Here is a 23,994-nt window from a genome sequence, read left to right as displayed (position 1 = left end):
ATCTGCCTACGAGGTTGTTTAAAATATTCATTCTATGATCCCACTTTTCGTTTGGTCTGCAACCCCAGTTATTCGAACAATCGCATTTGCTTCCACATTCACATCACTTTTCGCAAAGTAATTATCCCCACGATCCCAGTTTTTTCGAACCTGTTCCCAAAGATCGTAATCTGTCCTCCTTAGGCGGCGATCAAAACCGAGCACGTCAACTTTCAGCTCCTTCTGCACTTTATCGATCGTTTGTTGTGCTATATTTTTGATTTCCTGCTCAATTTTACTTTCCACTTTTTTTAAGTACCTTTCGTCAATAAGATCATCCTTGGATCCGTAATCCTCCGCTATATTTCCTTCCATTTCAATTGAAACCGTAAATTTTAAGTCGTCTTTCGATTTCGCTTCACACTGAATCTTACTTTTTGCATTGACAATTTCATAAATAACCGAATCACCGTCTACGTTTACATGAAAAACACCAGATGAAGTTTCTCCTTTTATAAAATTCAACCCTTTTGTCTCTGTCTTATTAAGTGTTCCAACCAGTACGTTCGACTTCCCATGCAAAACCGCGACACCTTCATCCTTTAATTTATTATTAACTAAGGATATTGTGGGAAGAACATAACTATTTCTGTTTAAAAGCAGCTGATGGACTTTCCCAATACGTACAGGTTCTATAATGCTCGCATTTTTTCGAGTGTTTTTAATAATCGATTCAATTTTCAAACTGGGCAACTTCTCCTGCTCAGATTCCATATTCAAAAAGTTTTTCGATTTGCCTTCCGCAACTAAAACTTTTACGCTTCGACGCATTTCTGGATCCCGAATAAACGTATCCATGGTTTTCGAAAAAAGGCCTGGTTTCTGTGCTAGTTCTTTTGAGACGATGATTACTTTTAAATGTTCATAAAAAGGGGTTCTGCTCGTTTGTTTTGCCATGTCTCGATTAATTTCAAATATACTTGACCCCGTGCCAGAAATATTTAGAAAAGCCTTTTGTTGCCCACCACCAGTTGTCGTCGAGCCCAGGCCTCTAGGATTGGCTAGTTGAAGTGTGAGTTCTATCTGTTGATCGCCATCACTTGCACCACCTGATTGTTCCTCTGCTAAGTCTATTGCGACGCCGACAACAAAACCACGCTGTTCAATCTCCACCCTGTCCCAACATCCTGAAAGCACCAAGAAAATCACAAAAGACAGTAAGATAAGATGACATCTATACATCCCCTTTCACTCCCCTTAATTTCGCGATGATCAATAAAAGAATTGGCACTGCAACCGTAAACACAACGCTATAATACGTGATAAATTTGCCAAGCAATGAAATATCTTTAAAGTTTTGGGGATACATAGCAACAAGATAAACGATTGGAGACAAGGTAAATATGATCGCTAATTTGGACATTTTTTTTAAAACGGAACGAATCGCTAATACAGTTACATCAAATGACAATGCCGTTGTATTAAAAATGGCCATAATCCAGATGACAAAGAAAATCGATTCAAACCGCTCAAAAAACTCCCCTGGAATTTCCACTTCTTTCGCTAACTCAACGGTCGGGTAAATCATATTTCCAGCAGCAGAGTCTGCAAATACACCAATACACGCTACATAAATGAGCAAATATGTGAATACTGGAAGAATCATAGCGACAGCTGTCCGTTTCGGTACAGCTTTTGGTTGCTCCACTAATGCAACATAAAACAAAAGGATACCAAAACCAAGAAAGGATAAAAAACTAAATTTTGTTGCGCTCCTATAACCGTCAAAGCTTGTTTGAAAAAATGGAGCCAAGTTGTTCATTTCAAACCATCCAAGTGTAAAAATAGATACTACCAAAGCAATAAAAAGAATAATTGGCAAAAACAATAAATTTAAACGAAACAATCCTGCCCTTGATCCTGATACACCATAGATGACAACAAGGAAAAAAGAAAGAGCGATGAACTCAATAGGTGTACGATCAAATAAGTACAGCTTTGAAACACTTGCAATCGATCTTACTTCATAAGAGGTAAAAAGGAGAAACTGAATCGAAATGAGTAACGTTAAGATAATGGCAATCGGTTTAGAGACGATTAATGACGCATAATCTACAAATGTTGTTTTAGGGAATCGAGCTGCTAAAGTGGCTACGATCCAAGTCATAAACATAGCCAGTCCTCCGCCTAGTAGGATAGAAACCCAACCATCCACACCATTCGTTTCTTGCGCAATTACCCTTGGCAACGATAGAACCCCTACTCCGATCACAATCGATGGAATGGCAAACCGTAGTTCTTTTTCTCCGATTTGTTCATCTCCATACTCGAAATCCTTCATTGCTTCTTCTCTCCTTTATCCATCGGTTTACTATCGTTAGGTTTTGTATATTTTGGTCGTTCGGTTAACATCGTAAGTGGTGCACGAACAACTAGATCCAACCAATCCTTTACAAAACTAGGAGCAAACGGTGTGGTATAAGGGACACCAATGCTCTTTAGATTGACGATATGGATGTTAAGTACAATGTATAATAGGATGACACCGTAAAGTCCAAGGACGGAAGCAGCAATCATAAAACCAAAACGAATCATGCGAAACGAAATTGCAATACTATAGGAAGGAAGTGCAAATGATGCTATTGCAGTAAGCGCAACAACAATTACCATAATCGGACTTACAATTCCAGCTTGAACGGCTGCGTCGCCTATGACAAGACCACCAACGATACCAATCGTTTGACCAATCGTTTTTGGTAGACGTACACCAGCCTCTCGTAACAGCTCCATCGTAAGCCCCATTGATATTGCTTCGACAACAGAAGGAAAAGGAACCCCTTCCCTTGTGGCCGCAATTGAAAATGCTAATTTAGAAGGAATCATTCCAGGTTGGTACGAAACGAGTGCAATGTACAAAGCTGGCAAAAACATCGCAATAAAAGCAGCACCATATCGCAGCATTCGAATCAATGTTCCAACGAACCATCTTTCATAGTAATCTTCGGGGGATTGAAATGAGTTCCCTAATGTTGATGGCGCAGTTAACACAAATGGCGTACCATCCAACAAAATTGCGGCTTTCCCCTGCAAAAGGGCTGCCGATACCTTATCAGGCCTTTCCGTATGAAAAATTTGCGGAAAAGGGGATAGAAAGCTGTCTTCAATCCATTGCTCGATATAACCAGATTCAGGTGCATCATCCATATCGATTGACTCTAATCTACGTTTTAGCTCCTTGACAATATCTGGGTGGACAATCCCATCAACATAAGCTAGGACGAGTGCTTTTTTAGAACGACGGCCAACTTTGTATGTAGTAAAACGCAAGTTGGAATCCCGAATATAACGACGTATGAGAACCATGTTCGTCCCTATGTTTTCCACGAATCCCTCTCTTGGTCCTCGGATTAACGATTCGGTAATAGGCTCTTGAATGGAACGGGTTTCCCAGCCCATCGTATTCATAATTAAAACCTTATTGATTCCGTCGAGATAAAAGGCAGTCCCTCCCGATAGAATCGAATTGGAGACATCGTCTAAAGTGTTTCCTTGTTCTACATGACTCACTGAAATAATTTCGCGCTGCACCTCATCTAAAATAGCAGCATCTGATGATGGTAATGTTTTATTCTGCAATTGGGTCTGAAGGTTTTTTAAAATTTTACCATCGACTACTTTTTTATCAATCAATCCATCAATAAACACAATTGCACAGCGATGATTAGCAGAACCAATTGTCAATTCCCGAATAACCAAATCACTTGGATTATCCAACATCTTATTTAAATTTTTCAGATTGTCATCTAATTGTTTCGTTAAATTTACCGAAAAATCTTCCTCATTTGATCTTGTGGACCCCTTTCCTTTTTTCATACGAGATCTTAACAAGGCCATCATCCTCCGCTGATAATTAGTCCTTCTTTTGTTTCCCTATTCATGGTGCTTTTATACAGAAGGTGAGAAATGAACGCAGGAGAATTCTCACTCGAAAACGATAGAAAAATAAAAAGAACGAACTGTTATCTGATTAGCAGTTCGCTCTTTTACAATTGCCTATTTTAAATTTTTTACTTCTTCCCAATAATATACAAGTGTTTCCATTCCTTTGTTAAAATTGTCCAATAGAAAGCTTTCATTTGGCGAATGAAGTTTGTCCTCTGGTGTTCCAAAACCGAGTAATACAATTGGGATGTTATATATGGATTCAATCCACTCTACAACTGGAATCGAACCGCCCATGCGAACATATACCGTCTCTTTCCCAAACGCCCGACTATAGCTTTTAGCAGCCTTTTCGATTAACGGGTGATTCGGATCCACCTTGTACGCTTTTGCGGATAATGGTTCCCGCTTCATTTCAAGCGTAACACCTGATGGAACATGTTTTTGTAAATGATCGATGACCAATTGTTGGATATGGTTAGGATCTTGACCTGGCACAAGGCGACAGGTTAACTTTGCTGTCGCAGAAGAAGGAATGATCGTTTTCGTTCCTTCCCCTTGATAGCCACCATACACTCCATTAACCTCAAGGGTTGGGCGTGCCATCGTGTGTTCCTTTGCCGTATAACCTTTTTCTGAAACGGTTTCGGTAATTCCAGTTACCTTTTGATAATCTTCTCCTGGAACGTCTGCAATGAAACGACGCTCTTGTTCGGTTATGTCCTCTACCCCGTCATAAAAACCTTCCACAGTGACTTGTTCCTCTTCATTTTTTAACGAATGAAGAAGATGACTTAAGGAAATGATTGGATTGCGGACAGCACCGCCATACATACCTGAATGAAGGTCTCGGTTTGGCCCTTTCACCGTAAACTCTAGACCTGTAAATCCTTTTAGACCATACAAGATGGTGGGTTGGCCATCTGCTACCATACCTGAATCCGAAATAATAGCAAAATCAGCTTCAAACTGCTGTTTCTTTGTTTCCAAGATTTCGTATAGGTTTTCGCTACCGATCTCTTCCTCTCCCTCGATACAAACTTTTACATTGATGGGTAGTTTTCCTTCTGTCTTCATGTACGCCTCAAATACGGCCATATGCATAAAAACTTGCCCCTTATCATCACTTGCCCCACGAGCATATAGTCTTCCATCCCTCACTTCAGGCTGAAACGGTTCACTATCCCACAGTTCAAGTGGATCCGCTGGCTGTACGTCATAGTGCCCATAAAATAGTGCAGTAGGTGCTTGTTTCCCTGCACCATTATATTCCGCATAAACGAGCGGATGTCCTTTTGTCTGTTGTATTTCTACCTGATCAAAACCGATTTCATTTAAGTAGTCGGCAACAAAATTTGCAGCCTTCTTTACATCCTCTTTATGTATACTATTTGTACTAACACTTGGTATCGAAAGAAAAGCATTTAACTTTTCAATTAATGGATCCCGATTTTTTTCTAAGTATGTTAAAACGGATTTTGTCACTGCACGCACCCTTTCTTTTGATCGATCTTTTATCATTGTAGCATTATTTTCCTTCTAATTAAAACTGGAGCGTCTGCCTGTACGACTTTCGCATAGCTAATAAAAGACAGGGTGCTATATGTTCAGCCCCTGTCTTTTACTAGTTATGCCATTGCTTGCTTTAAATCTTCTATTAAATCTTCACTATCTTCAATCCCGACAGAGACTCGAATCAAGCCATCTGTTATGCCTAGCTCTTCCCTGCGATCTTTCGGTATCGAAGCGTGTGTCATTTTGGCCGGAACAGAGATTAAGCTTTCCACGGCTCCAAGGCTTTCTGCTAATGTAAAATAGTTTACCCGCTGGAGAACCTGTTCCGCTTTATCCGCACTTCCAACATCAAACGAGACCATCCCACCGAATCCAGTTGCCTGCTGTTTCGCGACATGATGACCTTGATGGGTTTCCAATCCTGGATAATAAATGTTACTTACCTGTGGATGATCTTGCAAAAATGCAACTAGATCCTTTGTATTTTGTTCAGTTGCCTCCATTCTTAAGCCAAGCGTCTTTATTCCACGTATTAATAGCCATGAATCCTGTGGCCCAAGCACTCCACCAACTGAATTCTGGATAAAATGCAAGTCATTAGCAAGTTCATCTGAATTCACAACAACGAGACCCGAGACAACATCACTGTGTCCACCAATGTACTTTGTTGCACTATGAAGTACAATGTCAGCTCCTAGATCAATCGGTTGCTGCCAATATGGTGTAGCAAACGTATTGTCTACTATTACATAAAGATTGTGTCTTTTCGCTATTTCAACCATTTTTTTTATATCTGTAATTTTTAATAGTGGATTTGTTGGTGTCTCAATATAAAGTGCCTTTGTGTTCGGCTTAATTGCTTGTTCTACTTTTTCTGGATCACTTGTATCAATAAAATCATGGTCTAGATTGAAACGATTTAGGACACTTGTCATCAGGCGGTATGTTCCACCATAAACATCATCCGTCATAACAACGTGATCACCAGAATCAAATAGCATCATGACAGATGTAATCGCAGTCATCCCAGAGCCAAAAGCAAATCCTGCTTTTCCATTTTCAAGTTCCGTGATCAGCGTTTCAAGTGCATGACGCGTTGGATTTCCTGTACGTGAATATTCGTATCCCCGGTGCTTACCAGCGCCGTCCTGTTTGTACGTACTAACCTGATAGATTGGCACAGACACAGCACCAGTGCGCTCATCACCAGTAATTCCAGCATGGATCATTTTTGTTTTAGCTTTCAATTATACTCCCCCCTCATAAATGCGTTTGCTTAAGTAGCGTTCACTACTGTCAGGAAAAACGGTCACAATGTTTGTCCCTTTTTGGGCCTGTTTCGCTTCTTCTAATGCTGCAAAAAAAGCTGCCCCAGATGAACTCCCCACAAGCAGTCCTTCCCGCTTGGCAAGTTCTTTCACATAATCAAAAGCAACCTCATCAGGGACAGTATGAATCGCATCAAAATAAGTTCGGTCCATGTAATCTGGCAAAAATTCCATCCCGATTCCTTCTGTTTTATGTGATCCTGATTCACCACCAGCAATAATCGACCCCTCAGGCTCAACAATCACTGTTTTAATTTGTGTATTTTTTTCTTTTAAATACTTTGCTGTACCCATGAACGTTCCGCCTGTACCTGCACCCGCAACAAACACACCAACATCACCTTTTAAATCGCCCCAAATTTCTGGTCCTAGCGTTTTGTAATAGGTGTTCGGGTTAGCAGGATTTGAAAACTGCTGTGGAGCGTAGCTATTCGGGATTTCCTTCAAAAGTTCTTCCGCTTTTTGAATGGCACCCTTCATACCGTCCTCTGTCGAAGTATGGACGATTTGTGCTCCTAATGCTTTCATTAGCTCCTGCTTTTCAATACTAAATTGCTTCGGAACACAAAAAATAACATTGAGGTTTTGATTTAACGCCGCAAGTGCTAAACCAATACCAGTATTCCCAGCGGTCGGCTCGATGATTGTCCCACCATTCGAAAGCTTACCTGTTGCAAGTGCATCCCGAACCAGTTCTTGACCGAGCCGATCTTTAATACTTCCCCCAGGGTTGTAGAATTCAAGTTTGGCGAATAGACGAACCCCCTCTGGTAGGGGGAACTGGGTTAATTCCATCAGTGGTGTATTTCCGATTAACTCTTTCACATTTCTAATAATAGGCATATTGGTTTCCTCTTATTCCGCAAAAACTTGGTGCCATTCATCTTTACCTTCAAGCATTTCTTTTGCTATTTCTTTTGCACCTTCTAAGCTATGATTTGCAGCCCAACCACACTGAACTTCATTACACGCAGGAACCTCATCCGCTTCTAGCACATCCTGTAATGTTTTTTCTAACGCCTCAACGATGTCATCATAGCTAGAGTTATTTAATATAGCCAAATAGAATCCTGTCTGGCAACCCATCGGACCAACATCAAGTACATTGTCTATATGATTTCGAATGTTTTCTGCCATCATATGCTCAATCGAATGTAATCCAGGCATATCCATATGTGCCTTGTTCGGTTGTTTAAAACGAATGTCATACTTATAAACTTTGTCTCCGCTTTGTCCAGTTGTCACACCAACTAATCGAACATAGGGTGCCTTCACCTTCGTATGATCAAGGTTAAAACTTTCTACGTTCATTTTTTTTGCCATTATCCATCCACTCCTTTAGCGGTTGTTCTCGACCTTCTACTATGCCGACATTTTGAACACGCATTTTATATTATGCTGTTTTTTCTGCTACCATTAACCAAACAAAATCATTCATTTGTTTAAACGTAACATAAAAACCGTTAGACTCAAAAAGATTACGCAATGTATCAATCGTTGGGTAATACTCTCTTTGTAAATCCTCGCTTAAGTTTTGATACCCATTTTTATCAGCAAGTTCTATTGCTGCTTGTTTTGCTTGTTGTGATTCAAAGGCAGTATCGGCAAAAACGATTCTTCCACCTGTTGGTAACAACTCATTAAAATTTTTTATAGCTACATTCTTTTCTTCGTCTGTAAGGTGGTGAAAGGCATAGGTGCTCGTCACAGTTGAAATCGGCACCCCAACTTCAGGAAAATGAAGAAAGTCCCCATTCTCAATCCTGAGATTGGGAAACTTTGCGGCAGCCAGTTTCCGCATCGCACTCGATGGTTCAATACCGATTACAGTTGCACCACGATCCAGTAATCGTTTTGATAGGTTTCCTGTACCTATGCCAAATTCCAAAACATTCCCTGTCGAATGGTTTGCAACCTCTGCTAAGATTGTATCATATTTATCAAAAACAGCTTTATACTCTGGATCATGCCCTGTTACACTTTCGTCATAAGAAGTTGCCCATTCTTCAAACAAATCAACAAACTCTCGACCCATTTATCATCAACTCCATTTTTTTAATTCATACTAATACACTATGTTTTATCGGATTTTATGATAATAAATATATCACAGGAAAGCAATAAATTCAATTTACACGGCGAGTTGTTTCTGTTGATTTTGCATATACACGGCGAGCCAGAAAAAAATACCTTTATTGCGGTTATGATGAACTTTTCTTTGACCAAATACACGGAATTGTCCTTCACACGGCTATGAATCACTTTTCTTTGACCAAATGCACCGGAAGTGTCCTTCATCATGGCTATGAACCACTTTTCTTTGGACAAATGCACCGGAAGTGTCCTTCATCTCGGCTATGAACCACTTTTCTTTGACCAAATGCACCGGAAGTGTCCTTCATCATGGCTATGAACCACTTTTCTTTGGACAAATGCACCGGAATTGTCCTTCATCTCGGCTATGAATCACTTTTCTTTGGACAAATGCACCGGAAGTGTCCTTCATCATGGCTATGAACCACTTTTCTTTGGACAAATGCACCGGAAGTGTCCTTCATCGCTTTTATGAGCCACTCTACACAAAAAAGTGAGCCTTAGCATTCTTTGCTAGGGCTCACTTTTTAAATACTATTCTGTTTCTGGAAAGATTCGTTCAACCATGTCGCCAAACTGTTGAAAAAAGCCTTCAACAGGATTGCCATTGTCTACGTCATTGACATAGTTATTCGTTAAATTAACGAAATCTGGATTTGTGGATACATATACGTTGTCAATGTCGTTATCCACAGCTTTTACAGCATCCGTAATTTGGGATTTTATTTTATCGCTGACATCATTATTTTGACCTGTGTTATTTTGCTGTGCGTCTGCATCCATTTCTGCTGCAACGTACGCATTATTTTCCGTTGTTAACACATACGCGTTATCTACGCCTTTGACGTTTTGGGTAATGCGTTCTGCTGCTCGATCAGAAACGTCATATTGTTGATTTCCTTGATTTTGCCCTTGCCCTTGCCTTTGGTCTTGATTCATTTGATTACCAGTGTTATTACCTGTATTTGTTCCATTACCGATGTTGTTTCCATTTCTACCATTACCGATATTGTTTCCATTTGTTCCATTACGGTCTTGCATATGCCCTTGATTGTTTTGCTGGTTATCTGTTAGTCCTCGTTGTTGATTGTTATCGTCGCCAGGAAAATCTGTTGTTCCATTGAATCGTGCTTGTTCTACATTATCGTTTAAATCATTTCCACCTTGACCAATTTCATCTGCGTTTTGACACCCTATAAGAGTAAGGGAAGCAGCAATAGTCAATCCAATTGTTTTCCACATCATTGATGTAACCTCCTTTTAGTTGTGGTTAGTTGTAGTATGTTTCATGATGAACAGTTTATACTAAAAAAAGGATGGATGAACCGTTCAAAAGTGGATGGTTTATCGACTTATTGAACAAGCATTTTTTTCCGTAAAGTTTTGGTACGATCTAAGAAAAGTTACCATTCATGACTATACTTTTTCGTTACACACTAAAAACAACTCCCTTGAAAGGGGTTGTTTATAAATGTATATTCCAGATTACGACAAAGCATTGTACTTTACACTATGGGGGCAATGGGACGATCTCTTAATCCTCATGGTACGTACAAATGATGATCTGTTATCAAAAAAAATTGAGGTTTTTCTTCACTCGTTTCACTACAAAAATGATGAACAGGCTGTAATGCACGCTCATGAGGAACTACTCCAATATATTGATCATGCTATGGCCTATACACCAGTAGCAACGATGGAGGTTTAAATGACTTGCATAGAAAAAACCGCCACAAATGGCGGTTTTTTCTATGCAAGTTATGGTCTTGGATAATTTTGAATGAGAGGATGAAGGTGAAGCTCATCTATTTGCATGTGCTTTGGTGCACTTGCCATGTATACAACGGCTTCCGCAATGTCTCCTACTTTTAACCAATCCGCTTTTTTTTCTTCCCCTTGTTTCGTATCGGCAAAATAAGTATCCACCATTCCAGGGTTAATCGTACCAACACGAATTCCATCTTTTCTCACCTCTTGTAGAAGTGAGCCCATAAATCCTTGTACAGCATATTTCGTGGAAGTGTAAAGAGTTCCCTTGTCAGCGATCGTATACCTCGCCACGTCAGAAGATACCGTAATAATCGTTCCAAACTGCTGTTTTTTCATAATCGGAAGAACAGCTTTTACACAAAGGAAAACTCCTTGGACATTTATCTCAAATGTATTTTTCCATTCTTCGACAGTGACATCCTCTACCTTTTTAAACATTCCAATTCCAGCATTGTTTATTAAAATGTCCACACGGCCGTATGCATTTTTTGTAGCTTCTACAACATGGTCAACTTCATTTTCCTTGGCAACATCTGAACGAAACGCAAGGATATTCCCTGACCCTTCTTTTTCTATTTCGTCCTTTGTTTTAAAAATATCCTCTGAACTTCCCAAGATGGCTAAACGAACCCCCTTAGAAGCGAGCTGTTTCGCAATTTCCTTTCCGATCCCTCGTGACGCACCCGTAATAATAGCAACTTGGTCATTTAACATCCTACCATCCTTTCTCGTTGTTATTTATTTGGCTTTACTTCCGTTTCAATGTTTCGATATGAAATTTCAAATAAATCTCTACGACGATCACGAAGTTGCCGCACCGTTCCCGATTTTCGCTGTCTTCTCAAAATTTCTAGATCTACATCCCCAACAACGACGGTTTCTACATTCGGGGTCGTTTCTCCGATAATTCCGTCACGAGCAAATTCGAAATCAGACGGGGTGAAAATAGCTGATTGGCCGTATTGAATATCCATGTTCTCTACTTGAGTTAAATTCCCAACCGTACCTGCAATGACGGTGTACACCTGATTTTCTACTGCACGCGCCTGTGCACAATAACGAACCCTTAAGTATCCTTGTCGATCATCCGTACAAAAAGGGACAAAAATAATATTGGCTCCTTGATCGACTGCGTATCTAGATAATTCAGGAAACTGGATGTCATAACATATTTGAATCGCTATTTTTCCGCAGTCTGTATCAAAAACCTTTACGGTGTCACCTGGCTGGATCCCCCACCATTTTCTCTCATTAGGGGTGACATGAATTTTGTACTGCTTTTCAATTGTTCCATCCCTTCTGAATAAATAAGCGATATTATAGACATGGTCATCCTCTTCAACAAAGTGGGATCCTCCTACAATATTTACGTTGTATTTGACAGCTAAATGCGTAAATAATTCAATGTAGTCCTCTGTGTATGCAGCAAGTAAACGAATGGACTTAGACGGCACCTTCTCTTCCAAAAAGGACATCAGCTGTGTCGTGAAGATCTCAGGAAAGACTGCAAAATCAGATCCAAAGTCATAGGCAACATCTACATAGTATTCCACTTGACGAGCAAATTCCTCAAACGATTCAATATTTTTCATCATATATTGGATCACCGTAATCCGAACGGGATAGGCTGTCTTAAAATGCCGCTTCGATTTTGCTCGATAATCGATATTATTCCATTCCATTAATGTAGCATATTTAGCCGACTGCTTGTCATCAGGCAAATAATTTGGGTTGATGCGCATTACGGTAAAACCATTCATAATTTGAAAGGTTAGTACAGGATCAAAAATATTCTTACTCATGACTTCTTCCACATATTCCCTGGGGCTCATTTTTCGTTGATATTGATAATAATTAGGAATACGACCACCAATAATAATACTTTTTAAATTCATTTCACGGGCAAGTTCTTTTCTCGCATCATATAGTCTTTTACCAATTTTCATCCCGCGAAACTCAGGGTCAACCATAACTTCAATGCCATACAAATTGTAACCTTCCGGGTCATGGTTTGTTATATAGCCCTCATCGGTAATATCATCCCATGTATGCTTATCATCGTATTCATCAAAGTTAACGATAAGACTTGAACAGCTTCCGATGATGACTCCATCATATTCTACACAAAACTGTCCCTCTGGAAACAACGCTATATGACTTTCGAGATGTTCTCGTTTCCATGGTTCCATGTTTGGAAAACATTGCGCTTGCAAATCCAATAATTGTTTAATGTCATTATGACCAATATTTCTTACCATTAGTTTCTTTTCAAATTGAGTTAAATCCAATTTAGACATTTATGATCCCTTCCAGCTTTGTTATTTCCTATTATTGTACTGTACCTTGCACTAATTGTTCAAATATCTAAAAAAGTGTATATAAAAACGCTTGGGTCTCTTTACCAAGCGTCTCGTTTTATTCTATTGGAATTTGTTGGATAATTGGATTAAACCGATCTTTTAAAGTTTCAGATATGGATCGTTCCTTCTTATTTTGTTGATTTTGATTTCCATTTTTATTTTTGTTCTTTTGATTTCCATTGTTATTCTTATTCTTATTCTTAAGTTTTTGATCCTTTATTTGTTTCTTAGCTTTTCCGTTTTTTCCTTGCTTCTTATCTTTGTTTACTTGTTTATTGTTTTTTTGCTTGTTATCGTTCCCATTATTGTTATTAGATTTATCTTTACCTGGACTGGATTTTTCTTGATCCTTCGATTTTCCATTATTTCCTTTATAGCTATTTTCGTTTGGCTTGTTATTCTTTTCTCTTTTCTGTTTTTCCTTTTTAGAAGCGTCTTGTTTTGACTTATAAAATGATTGAATAATTGCTTTATCTTCTTTATCTATTTTCTTCTTTGATTGATTTTTCTTTCCTTTTGTTTCCTCTTCCTCACTCAAAGAGGAGGCCATAATTTGATTCATAGATACCTTTTTCTCTTTTGCTTCTGTGCGGACTTCGCTCGGAATTTCAAATGTTGCAATCTGATAGTCGGTTTTATAATTACTTAAATACGTATCAATTACATCCGTAATCTTTCTGTTTTCTTTCGGCTTTACTAAGTAGCTAACACCTATCAATATGTTGTTCTCGAGATCCACAAATCCGTCCTGCTTACTCTTATCAATAATGGAAGCTGTTACTTGCTCAATAGAACGATTTTTCCAATCGGGAAGTTGATCTATAAGTGATTTGCCGTCATCATTAAGTGGAATGAGGTTTAACACTTTCATATCATCATTGACTTCTAATTCGACACTTGGATTGATATCAATATTGACATAGGCATACGCCTCATTTTTATCATACCACCCATATAGAGGGAAAATTATCAATAGGAAAACCAATGTTATCGCAATCATTCTAGGGTACTTTCTCGTGAAAAACGAAAAAGTATTTTCTTCTTTTGGCGTATAAAAAACTTCCATTCCAATTTCTCCGTTTGAAACTGGATTTGCTTTGTGAAAAGTACCGTCTTGCTCCATTACAACGGTATAACGTTGATTTTGTTTTACTACAACACCTTTTCTCAATCTCCCACCCCCTTTAAATAATCCTTAAGGTAGATGTACTCACCACCTAGAATGACAAAGATCGCTAGAATATATTTCCTGTTCCGCTCCAATGTTTTTTTGCTCACACTTACCTTTTCAATTAAAGCTTTAATCGGAATTTTTTTCTTTTTATACACAAAGTCACGCATCGATTCATCTTCATATAAAATTTTAGCTGTTCGGATCGCTGATTCTCTTGCATCCTGATGTTTCGGAGATATTTTGGTAAGTTCTTCAAAAGAAAGTTTGTACTCCTTTAGCTTTTGTTCAAGGTCTTTTATCTCCTCACTCCGGTGCCATGACTCTGATTGTACCTGATACAATTCCTTTGCAGCTTTAACTTCTAAAGGATTAACCGTCATATTATCTTCATCATAGACTTCATCTAATGAAGCTTGCGCTGGGTTTGTCTGCTCTTTTCGAATATAATCGATTACCTTTCTTTTCACAACTAAACTGGCAAAAGAAAGAAAAGTGCTTCCTTTATCATTTGAATAAGAAAACATTGCCTCGTTAAAAGCAATAAGTCCAACACTAAATTCATCATCCGTGTTAGGATCAATGTACCTCTTGCAAACTTGTGAAACACTTTTGGCGATAAAAGGTTGATATACTTTCAGTAAGTGATTTTGAATCGATTGATCTCCTTGCTGAACGAGTGCAATTTGTTTCTCAAGAGGTACCTCTTCCTCTTCGGTAGAACGGTTCTCCATCAACCTTTGCCACCTCCAGCTACAATAGTATTCGTACGGGACGATTGTTTTTTGGGTGTAACATATATGTAATCTTCCATTTTTATTTGTTTGATATAGAAATCACTTTCTCGCATTTTAATTCCCCTACTACTTATGATTAATAGGATAAGCATATCTGTTTCGGCGTAGGAAATCTAGCACAGGAATATTACATTTTATTTAAATTGTCTTATCAATACCACGATAGAGATAGCAAGCCCATCGATTTGTTTACGGGCTTGCTATCTTCTCATAGTAATAATCAATTGGGACGGCTAAACCCACCTTGCCCTGATCGGAATGGTTAAGGGTTGCAAAAATAACCCCTATAACTTCACCATCATCATTAATGACAGGGCTACCACTATTCCCACGATATACTGGTGCCTTTAGCATGATTACCTTCTTTTCCCAATCATCCAATTTTGTATATCCGACTACTTTTCCTTCGTTTGCAATTCCCGAAAATGCCAAAGGATTACCGATAAAATAAATATGCTCATTATTCGTAAAATTTGTCCTTTTAGCTAAAGTAAGCGCAGGGAAGGTGGCGTCATTTTTGACCACTTGTAATACGGCAAGATCGATATCTGGAAATGCATCAACAACCTCTACTTCATACAGTCCCTCTGTTGGAAATGCAACAAAAATACTTTTTTCATCCTCTATGACATGGTTATTCGTTAAAATGACACCATCCTCTGAAACCGAAAAACCAGTTCCCTTTTTACTCCCTGCTTCTACTACAACAACGGATTCCTTATATTCATCAATCACGTCTTGTGTCGAAAGCTTTGCGGAAGTGACTAAAAAATTCATTGCCGGTATGGAAAAAGTGCGTGGAATAATTGCAATGACATTGATGAGCATCGCAACCGCGATCAACCAAAATGCCCATTTTGGGAATGGGCGTTTCGGTTTATTGTTTTTGTTATGGTCAGCCTGAAGCATCACTTTCCGTTCTTGCTTCAGAATTTCAAGCATCTCTTCTTCATCTATTTCTTCGTATAAGTCCTCATCAATGATATCAGGTTTATGATCATCTGACTGCTTCATTCATTCACCCCAAATAAGAAAGTGGGATATCATCCAGGCGAGCAAAGTGACCTTTTTGCATCTAATACTTTTGAATAGATCCCCTGTTTGATGTTAAGTTAATCATGACTTGCTTTTGCTTTCATTGTACCATGATCAAGGAAAAAACCTGAACCGAATGTTGAGTCATGGACAATCAGCTTAGTTGTCATTCCCCAATTGACAACATGCTTCCACTTTCTTTGACAGATTCTCCGTGTTTTTTGGGTGAGTTTCTGATAAATCGATCCGAACGTACATCTTTCAACGCAGTAATCGTCATTTCCCGGGAAATATCTAGGTTGTTCATGGTGTGATTTGACATGAAATCAACCAATTTTAAAAAAACGAAACGTGTGCCCACCTAGTTCTTTTCACTATCCGCTTTCTTTCCACTCTTCTCTATTAACCTCTTGTTTTCTGTTTTGAATCATCAAAAACAACTCCTTTCCAAATTTAAAATGTTCTAAAACACTTACTCTTCATTTTTTGAAACAATACAAATTACTTTCTCAATCGATGGAAACAACCCACCAAACTGAACAATAACAATAATGATTATCGTGTATGGTCTTATAAACCGACCAACCAAAGAATCAATCTGCCTTAATACTACTGTCATGCTATTCACCAACTCTGCTTTTTTCGGTATTTACTATCCGCTCTCATTCCAATCTTCTATTAATGCATTCTCCACTTTTTTCATTTTTCATTCTCCTCTCATGTTTTTTATCTATTAAAAAAACGCATGTGCCCCCTGGGACACATGCGTTTTCAAACAATGAAAAAAGGCCACGGACAAGAAGTGTGACCTACCTATACCATATAATATTGATGCAAAAGTGCAATTCCATTTTTGACAAAAAGGAATTCACGAAATTATAAGAACTCGTAGGAGGTCACTTGATCTATGAAATTAGTTGGTTGCTTCACTGTTATGTTTTTCATAGATATGACCTCCTTTCATTTAATATGTTCTTAATTATATGCCAAAGGAAATGGATAGTCAACGATATTTTTCACATTTTTGAAATATTTACCTTATACAGTTACTCCATCTTCGTTTCATCCGTTTCTATGAACCTGTATTTAGTATTTAAAATGATCTGGGTGTTGTCCAATGCGTTTATTGATATTTATGCTGTCTATTTTTTGCACTTCTTCGTTGGTAAGTTCAAAGTCAAAAACGTCAGCATTTTCTTTTTGTCTTAAAGTATTAACCGATTTTGGTATCGTAATGATTTCACTTTGGACATTCCAACGTAGGATTACTTGAGCAGGAGTCTTATTATGTTTGTTTGCGATTTCGTTTAGTATTGGATCATCGAGATAGTTGGCACGTCCTAACGGAGACCATGCTTCCACTTTAATATTATGTTGTTTACAATAGTTGCGGGTTTCAACTTGAGTTAATTGCGGATGGAGTTCAATTTGGTTCGCCATCGGTTTTATCTCAGCATCTTCCATTAGACTTTCTAAATGATGAGGCAAAAAATTACTCACGCCAATAGCTCTTACTTTTCCGTCTTTATAAAGCTTCTCTAATGCTTTCCAAGTCTCCTTGTACTTGCCTGGAACCGGCCAATGGATCAAATACAAATCGACATAATCAAATTCCAATCTTTTAAGACTTCTCTCAAATGCCTGTAACGTTTCATCATAACCTTGCTCATCGTTCCAAACCTTCGTCGTTACAAAAATATCGTTCCTCGGTATGTCACTATCCTTAATCGCCTTCCCAACACCTTCTTCATTTTCATAAAAAGATGCTGTATCAATGTGGCGATATCCTAAAGCTAGTGCAGATGTAACGGAATCGTATACCTCTTGTTCTGGTATTTTGTACACACCTAGGCCAAAAACGGGTATCTCCACACCATTATGAAGTGTGGTGGTAGTTGTTAAGCTCATTTCTTTCTCTCCTCTCCTCTCTAATCTCATTTAACATTAGGGTATACTATATTGCTTAAACGAAAAAGGAATTCGCTCATAATGCATTTGTTGGCTGGACTTAGGACTTGGTAATAATTATAAGTTGACATCAATTGAACAATACTGGTAGGGTAAAAATAATTATAGCGCAAGCACAGTCTTATGTTATTTATGAATGTGAAAGGAGATTACTACATATGAGTGACCTTCATAATTTTGGATGGTATGCTGCACAATTAAAAAAACATTTGCCAAAAGAAGTATTTAAGCCTGCACCTTTCCGTCTTTTTGGAGGACTTGCCTATTTGCTTGTTGTGGTTGGGTGTTTCTTGGTGATTGGATTATTTGATCTTCACCCACTAGTCAACTTGCTTCTATCTATTCCAATTGGTTTAAGCTTTGCAGCATTAGGGTTTTTAGGTCATGAGATTTTACATGGAACGGTTATTCGAAAAGGATGGATCCGCAATTTACTTGGTGCTATTGCATTTTGGCCGTTAAGCACTAGTCCACAAATCTGGAGAAAGTGGCATAATGCAACACATCATGTTCATACACAACAGGATGAACATGATCCAGATTCATGGCCGACACTTGAGAGAATATCCAAAACGAAACTTTTTCGCTGGATCTACAAATTGCCTTTTTTTGTTCGGGCATTCACAAGCTTTGCATCTTTGACAGTCCAATTCACAGCCCACTCAATCAAAATGTTCTTAGTGTATATAAAGTCGTTTAACCTTAAGAAGCAGCCAACGGTATTCGTTCAAGCTGTATTGCCTTGGATAACATGGATTAGTCTTTTGTTTGTGATGGGTTTTGAAAAGTGGTTTTTTGCTTTTTTGCTTCCACTTTTGATCGCCAATTTCGTGGTAATGGCCTATATTTCAACGAATCACCGTCTCAACCCACTTGTTCCTGTTAACGATCCATTAGCAAACAGCCTTACGGTAACTGTACCAAAATGGGTGGATGTGTTGCATTTTAATTTTTCTTATCATACGGAACATCACATTTTCCCGTCGATGAGTTCAAAACACTATCCACTCGTAAAGAAACATATTAAAAATTTATGGCCTGATCGCTATCACGAAATGCCGATGGGTCAAGCTTTAAAGGCATTATGGAAAACACCAAGGGTATATTTTGAGCATAATGATCTTGTCGACCCATTAAAGGGCAAAGCGTTTGGATCATTAGGAAATGGATTAGATACACGCGACATTAAATCCAAAAAAATTAAACTTCCAACAATAAGCAAGCAAGATTAACACAATAGATATGCAAATCGTGATGAAAATAACTTGTTAACTAACATAAAAAAATAAAACGCATGGATCTAATCCATGCGTTTTATTTTTTAACCGTTATAGTAACCATGGTATTCTTTACTTTCCTCAACATCATCAGCGACAAGGCCGGATAGTACGTGAACTCGGAGAATAAATCCTTCCAGTCGATCTTCCTCGTTAATAACAGCTAACGGGAATTTGGATTCCAATGCCTTTGGAATTAAGTCACTTACATACTCTTCCCTACTAACTTTCGTAACATCACGATCAAGTACGTCTTCCAACGTTTTTTTCTGTTTAATTCCATCTATTGCTGCGTCGATCGTTACAATACCTTGTAAATGTCTACTTCGGTCGACTACGAACACACTAGAAATTCCATTTTCTCGCATCTCTTTTACAGCAACATGCAAGCCGTCTTTCAAAGATACCAATGCATTTGGTTTGATCATAACGTTTTCAGCTTGCAAAATTTTAGAACGATCAATATCTTTTATGAAATCTGTAATATAGTCGTTTGCTGGTTCCTCCAATATTTCCTCTGGTGTCCCCACTTGAACGACTTTTCCGTCCTTCATTACAGCGACACGGTCACCAATTTTAAACGCCTCATTTACATCGTGTGTAATGAAGACAATTGTTTTCTGCAACCGTTCCTGGATATCTAGAAGCTCAAGTTGCATTTCCCGACGAATCAGAGGATCTAGTGCACTAAATGGTTCATCCATTAAAAGAATATCAGGGTCATTAGCAAGTGCTCGTGCCAGACCAACCCTTTGCTGCATTCCACCTGATAGTTCTTCTGGATATTTATCTTCGTACCCTTTCAAACCAACAACTTCGATATTTTCTTGAGCGATTTGTTGTCTTTTTTCCTTAGATACCTCTTTAATTTCCAGTCCATATTCCACATTCCCCATAACAGTGCGGTGATTAAATAAACCAAAGTGTTGAAAGACCATCGCAATTTTATCTTGACGAAACTTTTTTAACTTAGTCGCATTATATTCAACAATATTTTCTCCATCAACATGGATACTACCATACGTAGGCTTGTTTAATAAATTGAAACAACGGATGAGTGTGGATTTACCACTACCAGAAAGACCCATAATTACAAATATTTCGCCTTCATTTATATCAAGAGAAGCGTCATACACTCCAACCGTATGTCCAGTTTTTTCTAAAATCTCACTTTTGGTCATGCCATCTTTGACCATAGGAACGATCGATTTAGGTTTTGGGCCAAAAATTTTGGATACGTGCTCAATTTTCATTTTAGTTGTCATTACTTAGCCCTCCTATGTTTCTGGAATTTATCAGCAACTCCACCTGTAACACGATCAATTATAATGGCCAAAAACACAATACTAATTCCCGCTTCAAAACCAAGTGCGATATCGATACGGTTAATGGATATTAATACTTGTTCACCCAATCCTTGTGCTCCTACCATCGATGCAATAACGACCATAGCCAACGCCATCATCGTCGTTTGGTTAACACCTGCCATAATCGTTGGTAATGCTTGTGGTAACTGTACCTTTATTAGCATTTGCCATCTGGAAGAACCAAACGATTGTGCTGATTCTATTACTTCTGGGTCTACGCCGCGTAACGCCAATTCCGTTAAGCGAATAACAGGTGGCAACGCATAAATCAATGTTGCAAAAATGGCTGAAACATTTCCCAATCCAAAGAAGAAAATCGCTGGAATTAAATACACGAAACTAGGCATTGTCTGCATTGCATCCAGTATTGGCCGCATAACAGTGGAAAATCTTTTACTAAATGCCATCCACACTCCAAGAGGAACACCAATGATTAAGGATATTAGCACCGCCGTCACTACGATCGAAATCGTCATCATCATTTCTTCCCATAGTCCAAATGTACCTACGAGAAAAATGAAAAATGCGTAAAGAACACCAGACCATACCGTTTTAAAATACCATCCTATTAGAAAAATCAATATAATAAATAGCCACCAAGGTAATACATTTAAAAATGCCTCGATACCGTTGATGGTACGTGAAGAAATGAAAAAGATTAGATCAAATAATCCTTCTAATGTCACGTCTAAAAAATCAACTAGATCTGAAACATATTGTCCTAAATTGCTTTCTATATCGGGAAAACCACCCATAGGAGACTGCACTAGCTGCAGCCTTTTCACCTCACTTTTACTTTAATTAGTTTTGAATACGCACTATAAAGAAAAGACGCAGTTTGCATGTCAAGAATAAAAATGACTTTTTGAACAACCTCTTTTAAAGAAAAGTAGCTGACCTTGCAAGCCAGCCAGCTACTTCAATACTTATTTTAAAGCATCTTTTACCTTAGAAGCGACATCCTCTGGTACCCACTCAGTCCAAACATCTTCGTTTTGTTGCATCCACCATTTAGCAGCCTCATCAGCAGAAGCATCATTTTCACTCATATAAGTAAGTGCTTGTTCTGTTAATGCACTGCTTGTTTCATAATTACTTAAGAAATCATATACCTCTGGTGCCTGTTCTTTAAAATCTTTATGAACAGCAACTACCACATCGTTTGGAGGAAATTCTGTACCTTTCGTTTCTTTCCAAGTATCTTCGTCATATTCTGGTTCTTCTAACAATGTCAAATCATACATTGCTGTTACAGCTGTTGGAGACCAATAGTAGCCAACCCAAGCATCTCCAGAATTATACGCATCAGCTAAAGAAGTTACAATAGCTGCATCAGAACCAGGCATAAAATTGTTCATCGTTTCATCTAGCCCGTAAGTTTCAAATTTTTGATCAATTGTTTCTGCAACAGCCCAACCACTTGGCGCATTAAGAATTCGGCCTCTACCTGGATCTTCTGGGTCTTCAAACAATTCTGGGTATTTTTTGAGGTCTTCTACTGTTTTTAAATCTGGAGCCAATGGATCGATCCCGCGTTCCTCATCGCCTTCAATAACATAAGTAGGTACATATAAACCTTGCGTATTATCATCAAAGTTTGTTGATACTTTTTCGAAATCGCCTGCTGCGGTTGCTTCTTCATAAACTTCTTTAATATTGTCTGTCCACACTTCCATGTAGACATTTACGTCGCCTTCACGTAAGCCTTGAATCGTAGCAGCAGTAGATCCCGGCTTTACTTCTGTATCATAACCATAGCCGTTTTCTATAATTGTTTGGGCTACACTGTTATGGAATCGAATACTATCCCAACCAGCATCTGCTAATGTAATGGTATCAATCGACTTTTCACCACTTCCACCTTCATTTCCCCCACCACATGCTGAAAGAACGACGACAAACAACAATGTAGATATTAATAATAATGCTTTCTTCATCATAATCATTTCCCCTTTTCAAGTTTTATTTAAGCATCACAGACATAAACCTCCATTTTACCTGCATTCCCCAAAGCAATCCAAAATAAAAAAATATCGAAATATGTTTTAATCGAGGACTTAAAAAATTACTGATTAAGAAACGAACGCAGAATAGAATGGATCTTACACACAGAGGGTTATTGTCGAATGTAATCTGAGTATGTTGACATCTCCCGTTCTTTTTTACAACGACACTCTTTATTTTACTAGATCGCTCGAGCATTCCCAACATGCTTATCTGCTGTTATTTCTTGATTATTTATTGTAATTTACTAAAAATTGCGTTTAATGCCTGTCTAACATTCTATTCGTCCAGTTTCCTTCAAATAAAGTAATATAACTCCTAATCTATCTCTAAGTGTTGTTTTCTATTGGTCTTATGTTATTCACTACTTTCATTTCTATACACAAATCCCTATTTAATTTTCACCCTTCAGTATATAAACACAGTACACTATTTACCAGTTGAAGGAATTCACTTTAATTTGGGTAGGCGCAATTCTATAAAAAAGAACGACACTAACCGCAAAATGATTGGATAAAGCGCGATTATTCCTACAATCTTTCCTCTGCTCCCAAATGTATTTGTCGTGAGCATCCATACGGATAAAGCCAACATGAGCAAAAAAGTAATTGTTCCAGCTGGACCGTTTATAGGTGTCCAGCTATTCCACGCTACTTCTGTTTCCTGTTCGATTTCTTGAAAACAAACATAATGAAACGGCTTAATTTGAAACCATTTGGACCCCACAACCAGCCTATCTCGATCCTCTATTTCATTGTAGCAATATTTACATAGTATACGACTCATTTTGTTTCCTCCTCGTATTCCTTTCCTTATTATAAACGACATCTCATGTTTCAATGAAAAATATTGTATTTCTGAAAAAATGATGTTATGTTATTATAGTTCACTAATCAAACTATTCATCTAACAAACCATTATGGAGAGGGGCGTTGAAATTTGGAACACCAAGAATTAAAGATTCTTATTGACCGATATACATCGGCAACGAATGAGGTCAATAGACGGATTACCCAAAGGATGAACGAACAGGTGCACCAGCAATTGACAACAGATCAATTCTCCACACTGCACTATATGTATAAACATCAACCTTGTACGAGCTCGGATATTTCCCATGAATTTTCGATCGGAAAAAGTGCTGTTACTGCTCAAATTAACCGACTCTTTGAACGAGGGTTCATCCGACGAAATCGGGATAACGAAGACCGTAGAATCGTCTATCTTTCCCTTACTAATGAAGGAAAAGAACTAATGGAACATGCGATATCCAAATTATACGATGTCCTTGGAGATATATTAACTCAATTTGATCAAGAAGAAGTTGAATCGTTCATTCAAAAGCTTGAAAAACTAGTCCAAATTTTAAAAGATAATGGAAATTGAA

General features: G+C 38.2%; 23 protein-coding genes. 3 read left to right on the top strand and 20 right to left on the bottom strand.

What is annotated here, in order from left to right:
- Positions 1-27: 27 nt before the first annotated feature.
- The 9 genes from NC797_RS09055 to NC797_RS09015 all read right to left on the bottom strand — a co-directional run bounded on the left by NC797_RS09055 (position 28) and on the right by NC797_RS09015 (position 10,103).
- The gene (locus tag NC797_RS09055) at positions 28-1,221 is read right to left on the bottom strand and encodes a Ger(x)C family spore germination protein (protein ID WP_272436455.1); all 1,194 of its coding nucleotides are present in this window, start codon (positions 1,219-1,221) and stop codon (positions 28-30) included.
- Positions 1,214-2,320 carry a GerAB/ArcD/ProY family transporter gene (locus NC797_RS09050; protein ID WP_272436454.1) on the bottom strand — a complete coding sequence of 369 codons (1,107 nt, stop codon included), beginning with the start codon at positions 2,318-2,320 and terminating at the stop codon, positions 1,214-1,216. The genes NC797_RS09055 and NC797_RS09050 overlap by 8 nt, the downstream gene beginning before the upstream one ends.
- Positions 2,317-3,876 carry a spore germination protein gene (locus tag NC797_RS09045; RefSeq protein ID WP_417168699.1) on the bottom strand — a complete coding sequence of 520 codons (1,560 nt, stop codon included), beginning with the start codon at positions 3,874-3,876 and terminating at the stop codon, positions 2,317-2,319. Before NC797_RS09045 ends, NC797_RS09050 begins: the two co-directional genes overlap by 4 nt.
- Before the next feature lie 156 nt (positions 3,877-4,032).
- The gene (locus tag NC797_RS09040; protein WP_417168698.1) at positions 4,033-5,442 is read right to left on the bottom strand and encodes a dipeptidase; all 1,410 of its coding nucleotides are present in this window, start codon (positions 5,440-5,442) and stop codon (positions 4,033-4,035) included.
- Positions 5,443-5,549: 107 nt separating this feature from the next.
- A complete protein-coding gene (locus NC797_RS09035; protein ID WP_272436452.1) occupies positions 5,550-6,683 on the bottom strand; it encodes a bifunctional cystathionine gamma-lyase/homocysteine desulfhydrase in 1,134 nt (377 codons plus the stop codon).
- Positions 6,684-7,607: a PLP-dependent cysteine synthase family protein gene (locus NC797_RS09030; protein ID WP_272436451.1), complete on the bottom strand. Its 924-nt coding sequence runs from the start codon at positions 7,605-7,607 to the stop codon at positions 6,684-6,686.
- Between the two features lie 12 nt (positions 7,608-7,619).
- Positions 7,620-8,087 (bottom strand): S-ribosylhomocysteine lyase, encoded by a 468-nt coding sequence (locus NC797_RS09025; RefSeq protein WP_272436450.1) that lies wholly within the window; start codon positions 8,085-8,087, stop codon positions 7,620-7,622.
- Between the two features lie 70 nt (positions 8,088-8,157).
- Positions 8,158-8,799 carry a class I SAM-dependent DNA methyltransferase gene (locus NC797_RS09020; RefSeq protein ID WP_272436449.1) on the bottom strand — a complete coding sequence of 214 codons (642 nt, stop codon included), beginning with the start codon at positions 8,797-8,799 and terminating at the stop codon, positions 8,158-8,160.
- A 593-nt stretch (positions 8,800-9,392) separates the two neighbouring features.
- The gene (locus tag NC797_RS09015; RefSeq protein ID WP_272436448.1) at positions 9,393-10,103 is read right to left on the bottom strand and encodes a YhcN/YlaJ family sporulation lipoprotein; all 711 of its coding nucleotides are present in this window, start codon (positions 10,101-10,103) and stop codon (positions 9,393-9,395) included.
- Between the two features lie 226 nt (positions 10,104-10,329).
- On the opposite strand from NC797_RS09015, the gene NC797_RS09010 reads away from it, so the two are divergent.
- Positions 10,330-10,566: a YhdB family protein gene (locus NC797_RS09010; RefSeq protein WP_272436447.1), complete on the top strand. Its 237-nt coding sequence runs from the start codon at positions 10,330-10,332 to the stop codon at positions 10,564-10,566.
- Positions 10,567-10,616: 50 nt separating this feature from the next.
- Here the strand turns inward: NC797_RS09010 and NC797_RS09005 are convergent, their stop codons facing one another.
- The 7 genes from NC797_RS09005 to NC797_RS08975 all read right to left on the bottom strand — a co-directional run bounded on the left by NC797_RS09005 (position 10,617) and on the right by NC797_RS08975 (position 17,899).
- Positions 10,617-11,342 carry an SDR family oxidoreductase gene (locus NC797_RS09005; RefSeq protein WP_272436446.1) on the bottom strand — a complete coding sequence of 242 codons (726 nt, stop codon included), beginning with the start codon at positions 11,340-11,342 and terminating at the stop codon, positions 10,617-10,619.
- Positions 11,343-11,362: 20 nt separating this feature from the next.
- Positions 11,363-12,925, bottom strand: a complete 1,563-nt coding sequence (locus NC797_RS09000) for a bifunctional GNAT family N-acetyltransferase/carbon-nitrogen hydrolase family protein (RefSeq protein WP_272436445.1) — start codon at positions 12,923-12,925, stop codon at positions 11,363-11,365.
- A gap of 118 nt (positions 12,926-13,043) precedes the next feature.
- On the bottom strand, positions 13,044-14,159 hold the full coding sequence (locus tag NC797_RS08995) for an anti-sigma-I factor RsgI family protein (RefSeq protein ID WP_272436444.1): 1,116 nt from the start codon (positions 14,157-14,159) through the stop codon (positions 13,044-13,046).
- Positions 14,156-14,893: an RNA polymerase sigma factor SigI gene (sigI, locus tag NC797_RS08990; RefSeq protein ID WP_272436510.1), complete on the bottom strand. Its 738-nt coding sequence runs from the start codon at positions 14,891-14,893 to the stop codon at positions 14,156-14,158. Before sigI ends, NC797_RS08995 begins: the two co-directional genes overlap by 4 nt.
- 252 nt (positions 14,894-15,145) lie before the next feature.
- Positions 15,146-15,970, bottom strand: coding sequence for a S1 family peptidase (locus NC797_RS08985; protein WP_272436443.1), 825 nt, complete (start codon positions 15,968-15,970; stop codon positions 15,146-15,148).
- Positions 15,971-16,463: 493 nt separating this feature from the next.
- Entirely contained in the window at positions 16,464-16,610 is a 147-nt protein-coding gene (locus NC797_RS08980; RefSeq protein WP_272436442.1) for a hypothetical protein, read from the bottom strand.
- A 467-nt stretch (positions 16,611-17,077) separates the two neighbouring features.
- Positions 17,078-17,899: an aldo/keto reductase gene (locus NC797_RS08975; protein WP_272436441.1), complete on the bottom strand. Its 822-nt coding sequence runs from the start codon at positions 17,897-17,899 to the stop codon at positions 17,078-17,080.
- Between the two features lie 218 nt (positions 17,900-18,117).
- Between NC797_RS08975 and desB the strand changes: the two genes are divergently transcribed.
- Positions 18,118-19,191 carry a Delta(10) desaturase DesB gene (gene desB / locus NC797_RS08970; protein ID WP_272436440.1) on the top strand — a complete coding sequence of 358 codons (1,074 nt, stop codon included), beginning with the start codon at positions 18,118-18,120 and terminating at the stop codon, positions 19,189-19,191.
- Positions 19,192-19,280: 89 nt separating this feature from the next.
- On the opposite strand, the gene NC797_RS08965 is transcribed toward desB, so the two are convergent.
- The 4 genes from NC797_RS08965 to NC797_RS08950 form a co-directional block, all read right to left on the bottom strand.
- The gene (locus NC797_RS08965; protein WP_272436439.1) at positions 19,281-20,501 is read right to left on the bottom strand and encodes a quaternary amine ABC transporter ATP-binding protein; all 1,221 of its coding nucleotides are present in this window, start codon (positions 20,499-20,501) and stop codon (positions 19,281-19,283) included.
- A complete protein-coding gene (locus NC797_RS08960; RefSeq protein ID WP_272436509.1) occupies positions 20,501-21,358 on the bottom strand; it encodes an ABC transporter permease in 858 nt (285 codons plus the stop codon). Before NC797_RS08960 ends, NC797_RS08965 begins: the two co-directional genes overlap by 1 nt.
- A 171-nt stretch (positions 21,359-21,529) precedes the next feature.
- A complete protein-coding gene (locus NC797_RS08955; RefSeq protein ID WP_417168697.1) occupies positions 21,530-22,543 on the bottom strand; it encodes an ABC transporter substrate-binding protein in 1,014 nt (337 codons plus the stop codon).
- 514 nt (positions 22,544-23,057) lie between these two features.
- Positions 23,058-23,393, bottom strand: a complete 336-nt coding sequence (locus NC797_RS08950) for a hypothetical protein (protein ID WP_272436438.1) — start codon at positions 23,391-23,393, stop codon at positions 23,058-23,060.
- A gap of 153 nt (positions 23,394-23,546) precedes the next feature.
- Here NC797_RS08950 and NC797_RS08945 point away from each other — a divergent pair, with 153 nt between their 5' ends.
- The gene (locus NC797_RS08945) at positions 23,547-23,993 is read left to right on the top strand and encodes a MarR family winged helix-turn-helix transcriptional regulator (protein WP_272436437.1); all 447 of its coding nucleotides are present in this window, start codon (positions 23,547-23,549) and stop codon (positions 23,991-23,993) included.
- Position 23,994: the final 1 nt, after the last annotated feature.

The organism is Terrihalobacillus insolitus, assembly GCF_028416575.1.
Lineage (GTDB): Bacteria > Bacillota > Bacilli > Bacillales > Amphibacillaceae > Terrihalobacillus > Terrihalobacillus insolitus.
The sequence above is the reverse complement of the archived record's forward strand: the minus strand, read 5'-3'. Positions and strand labels throughout refer to the sequence as shown.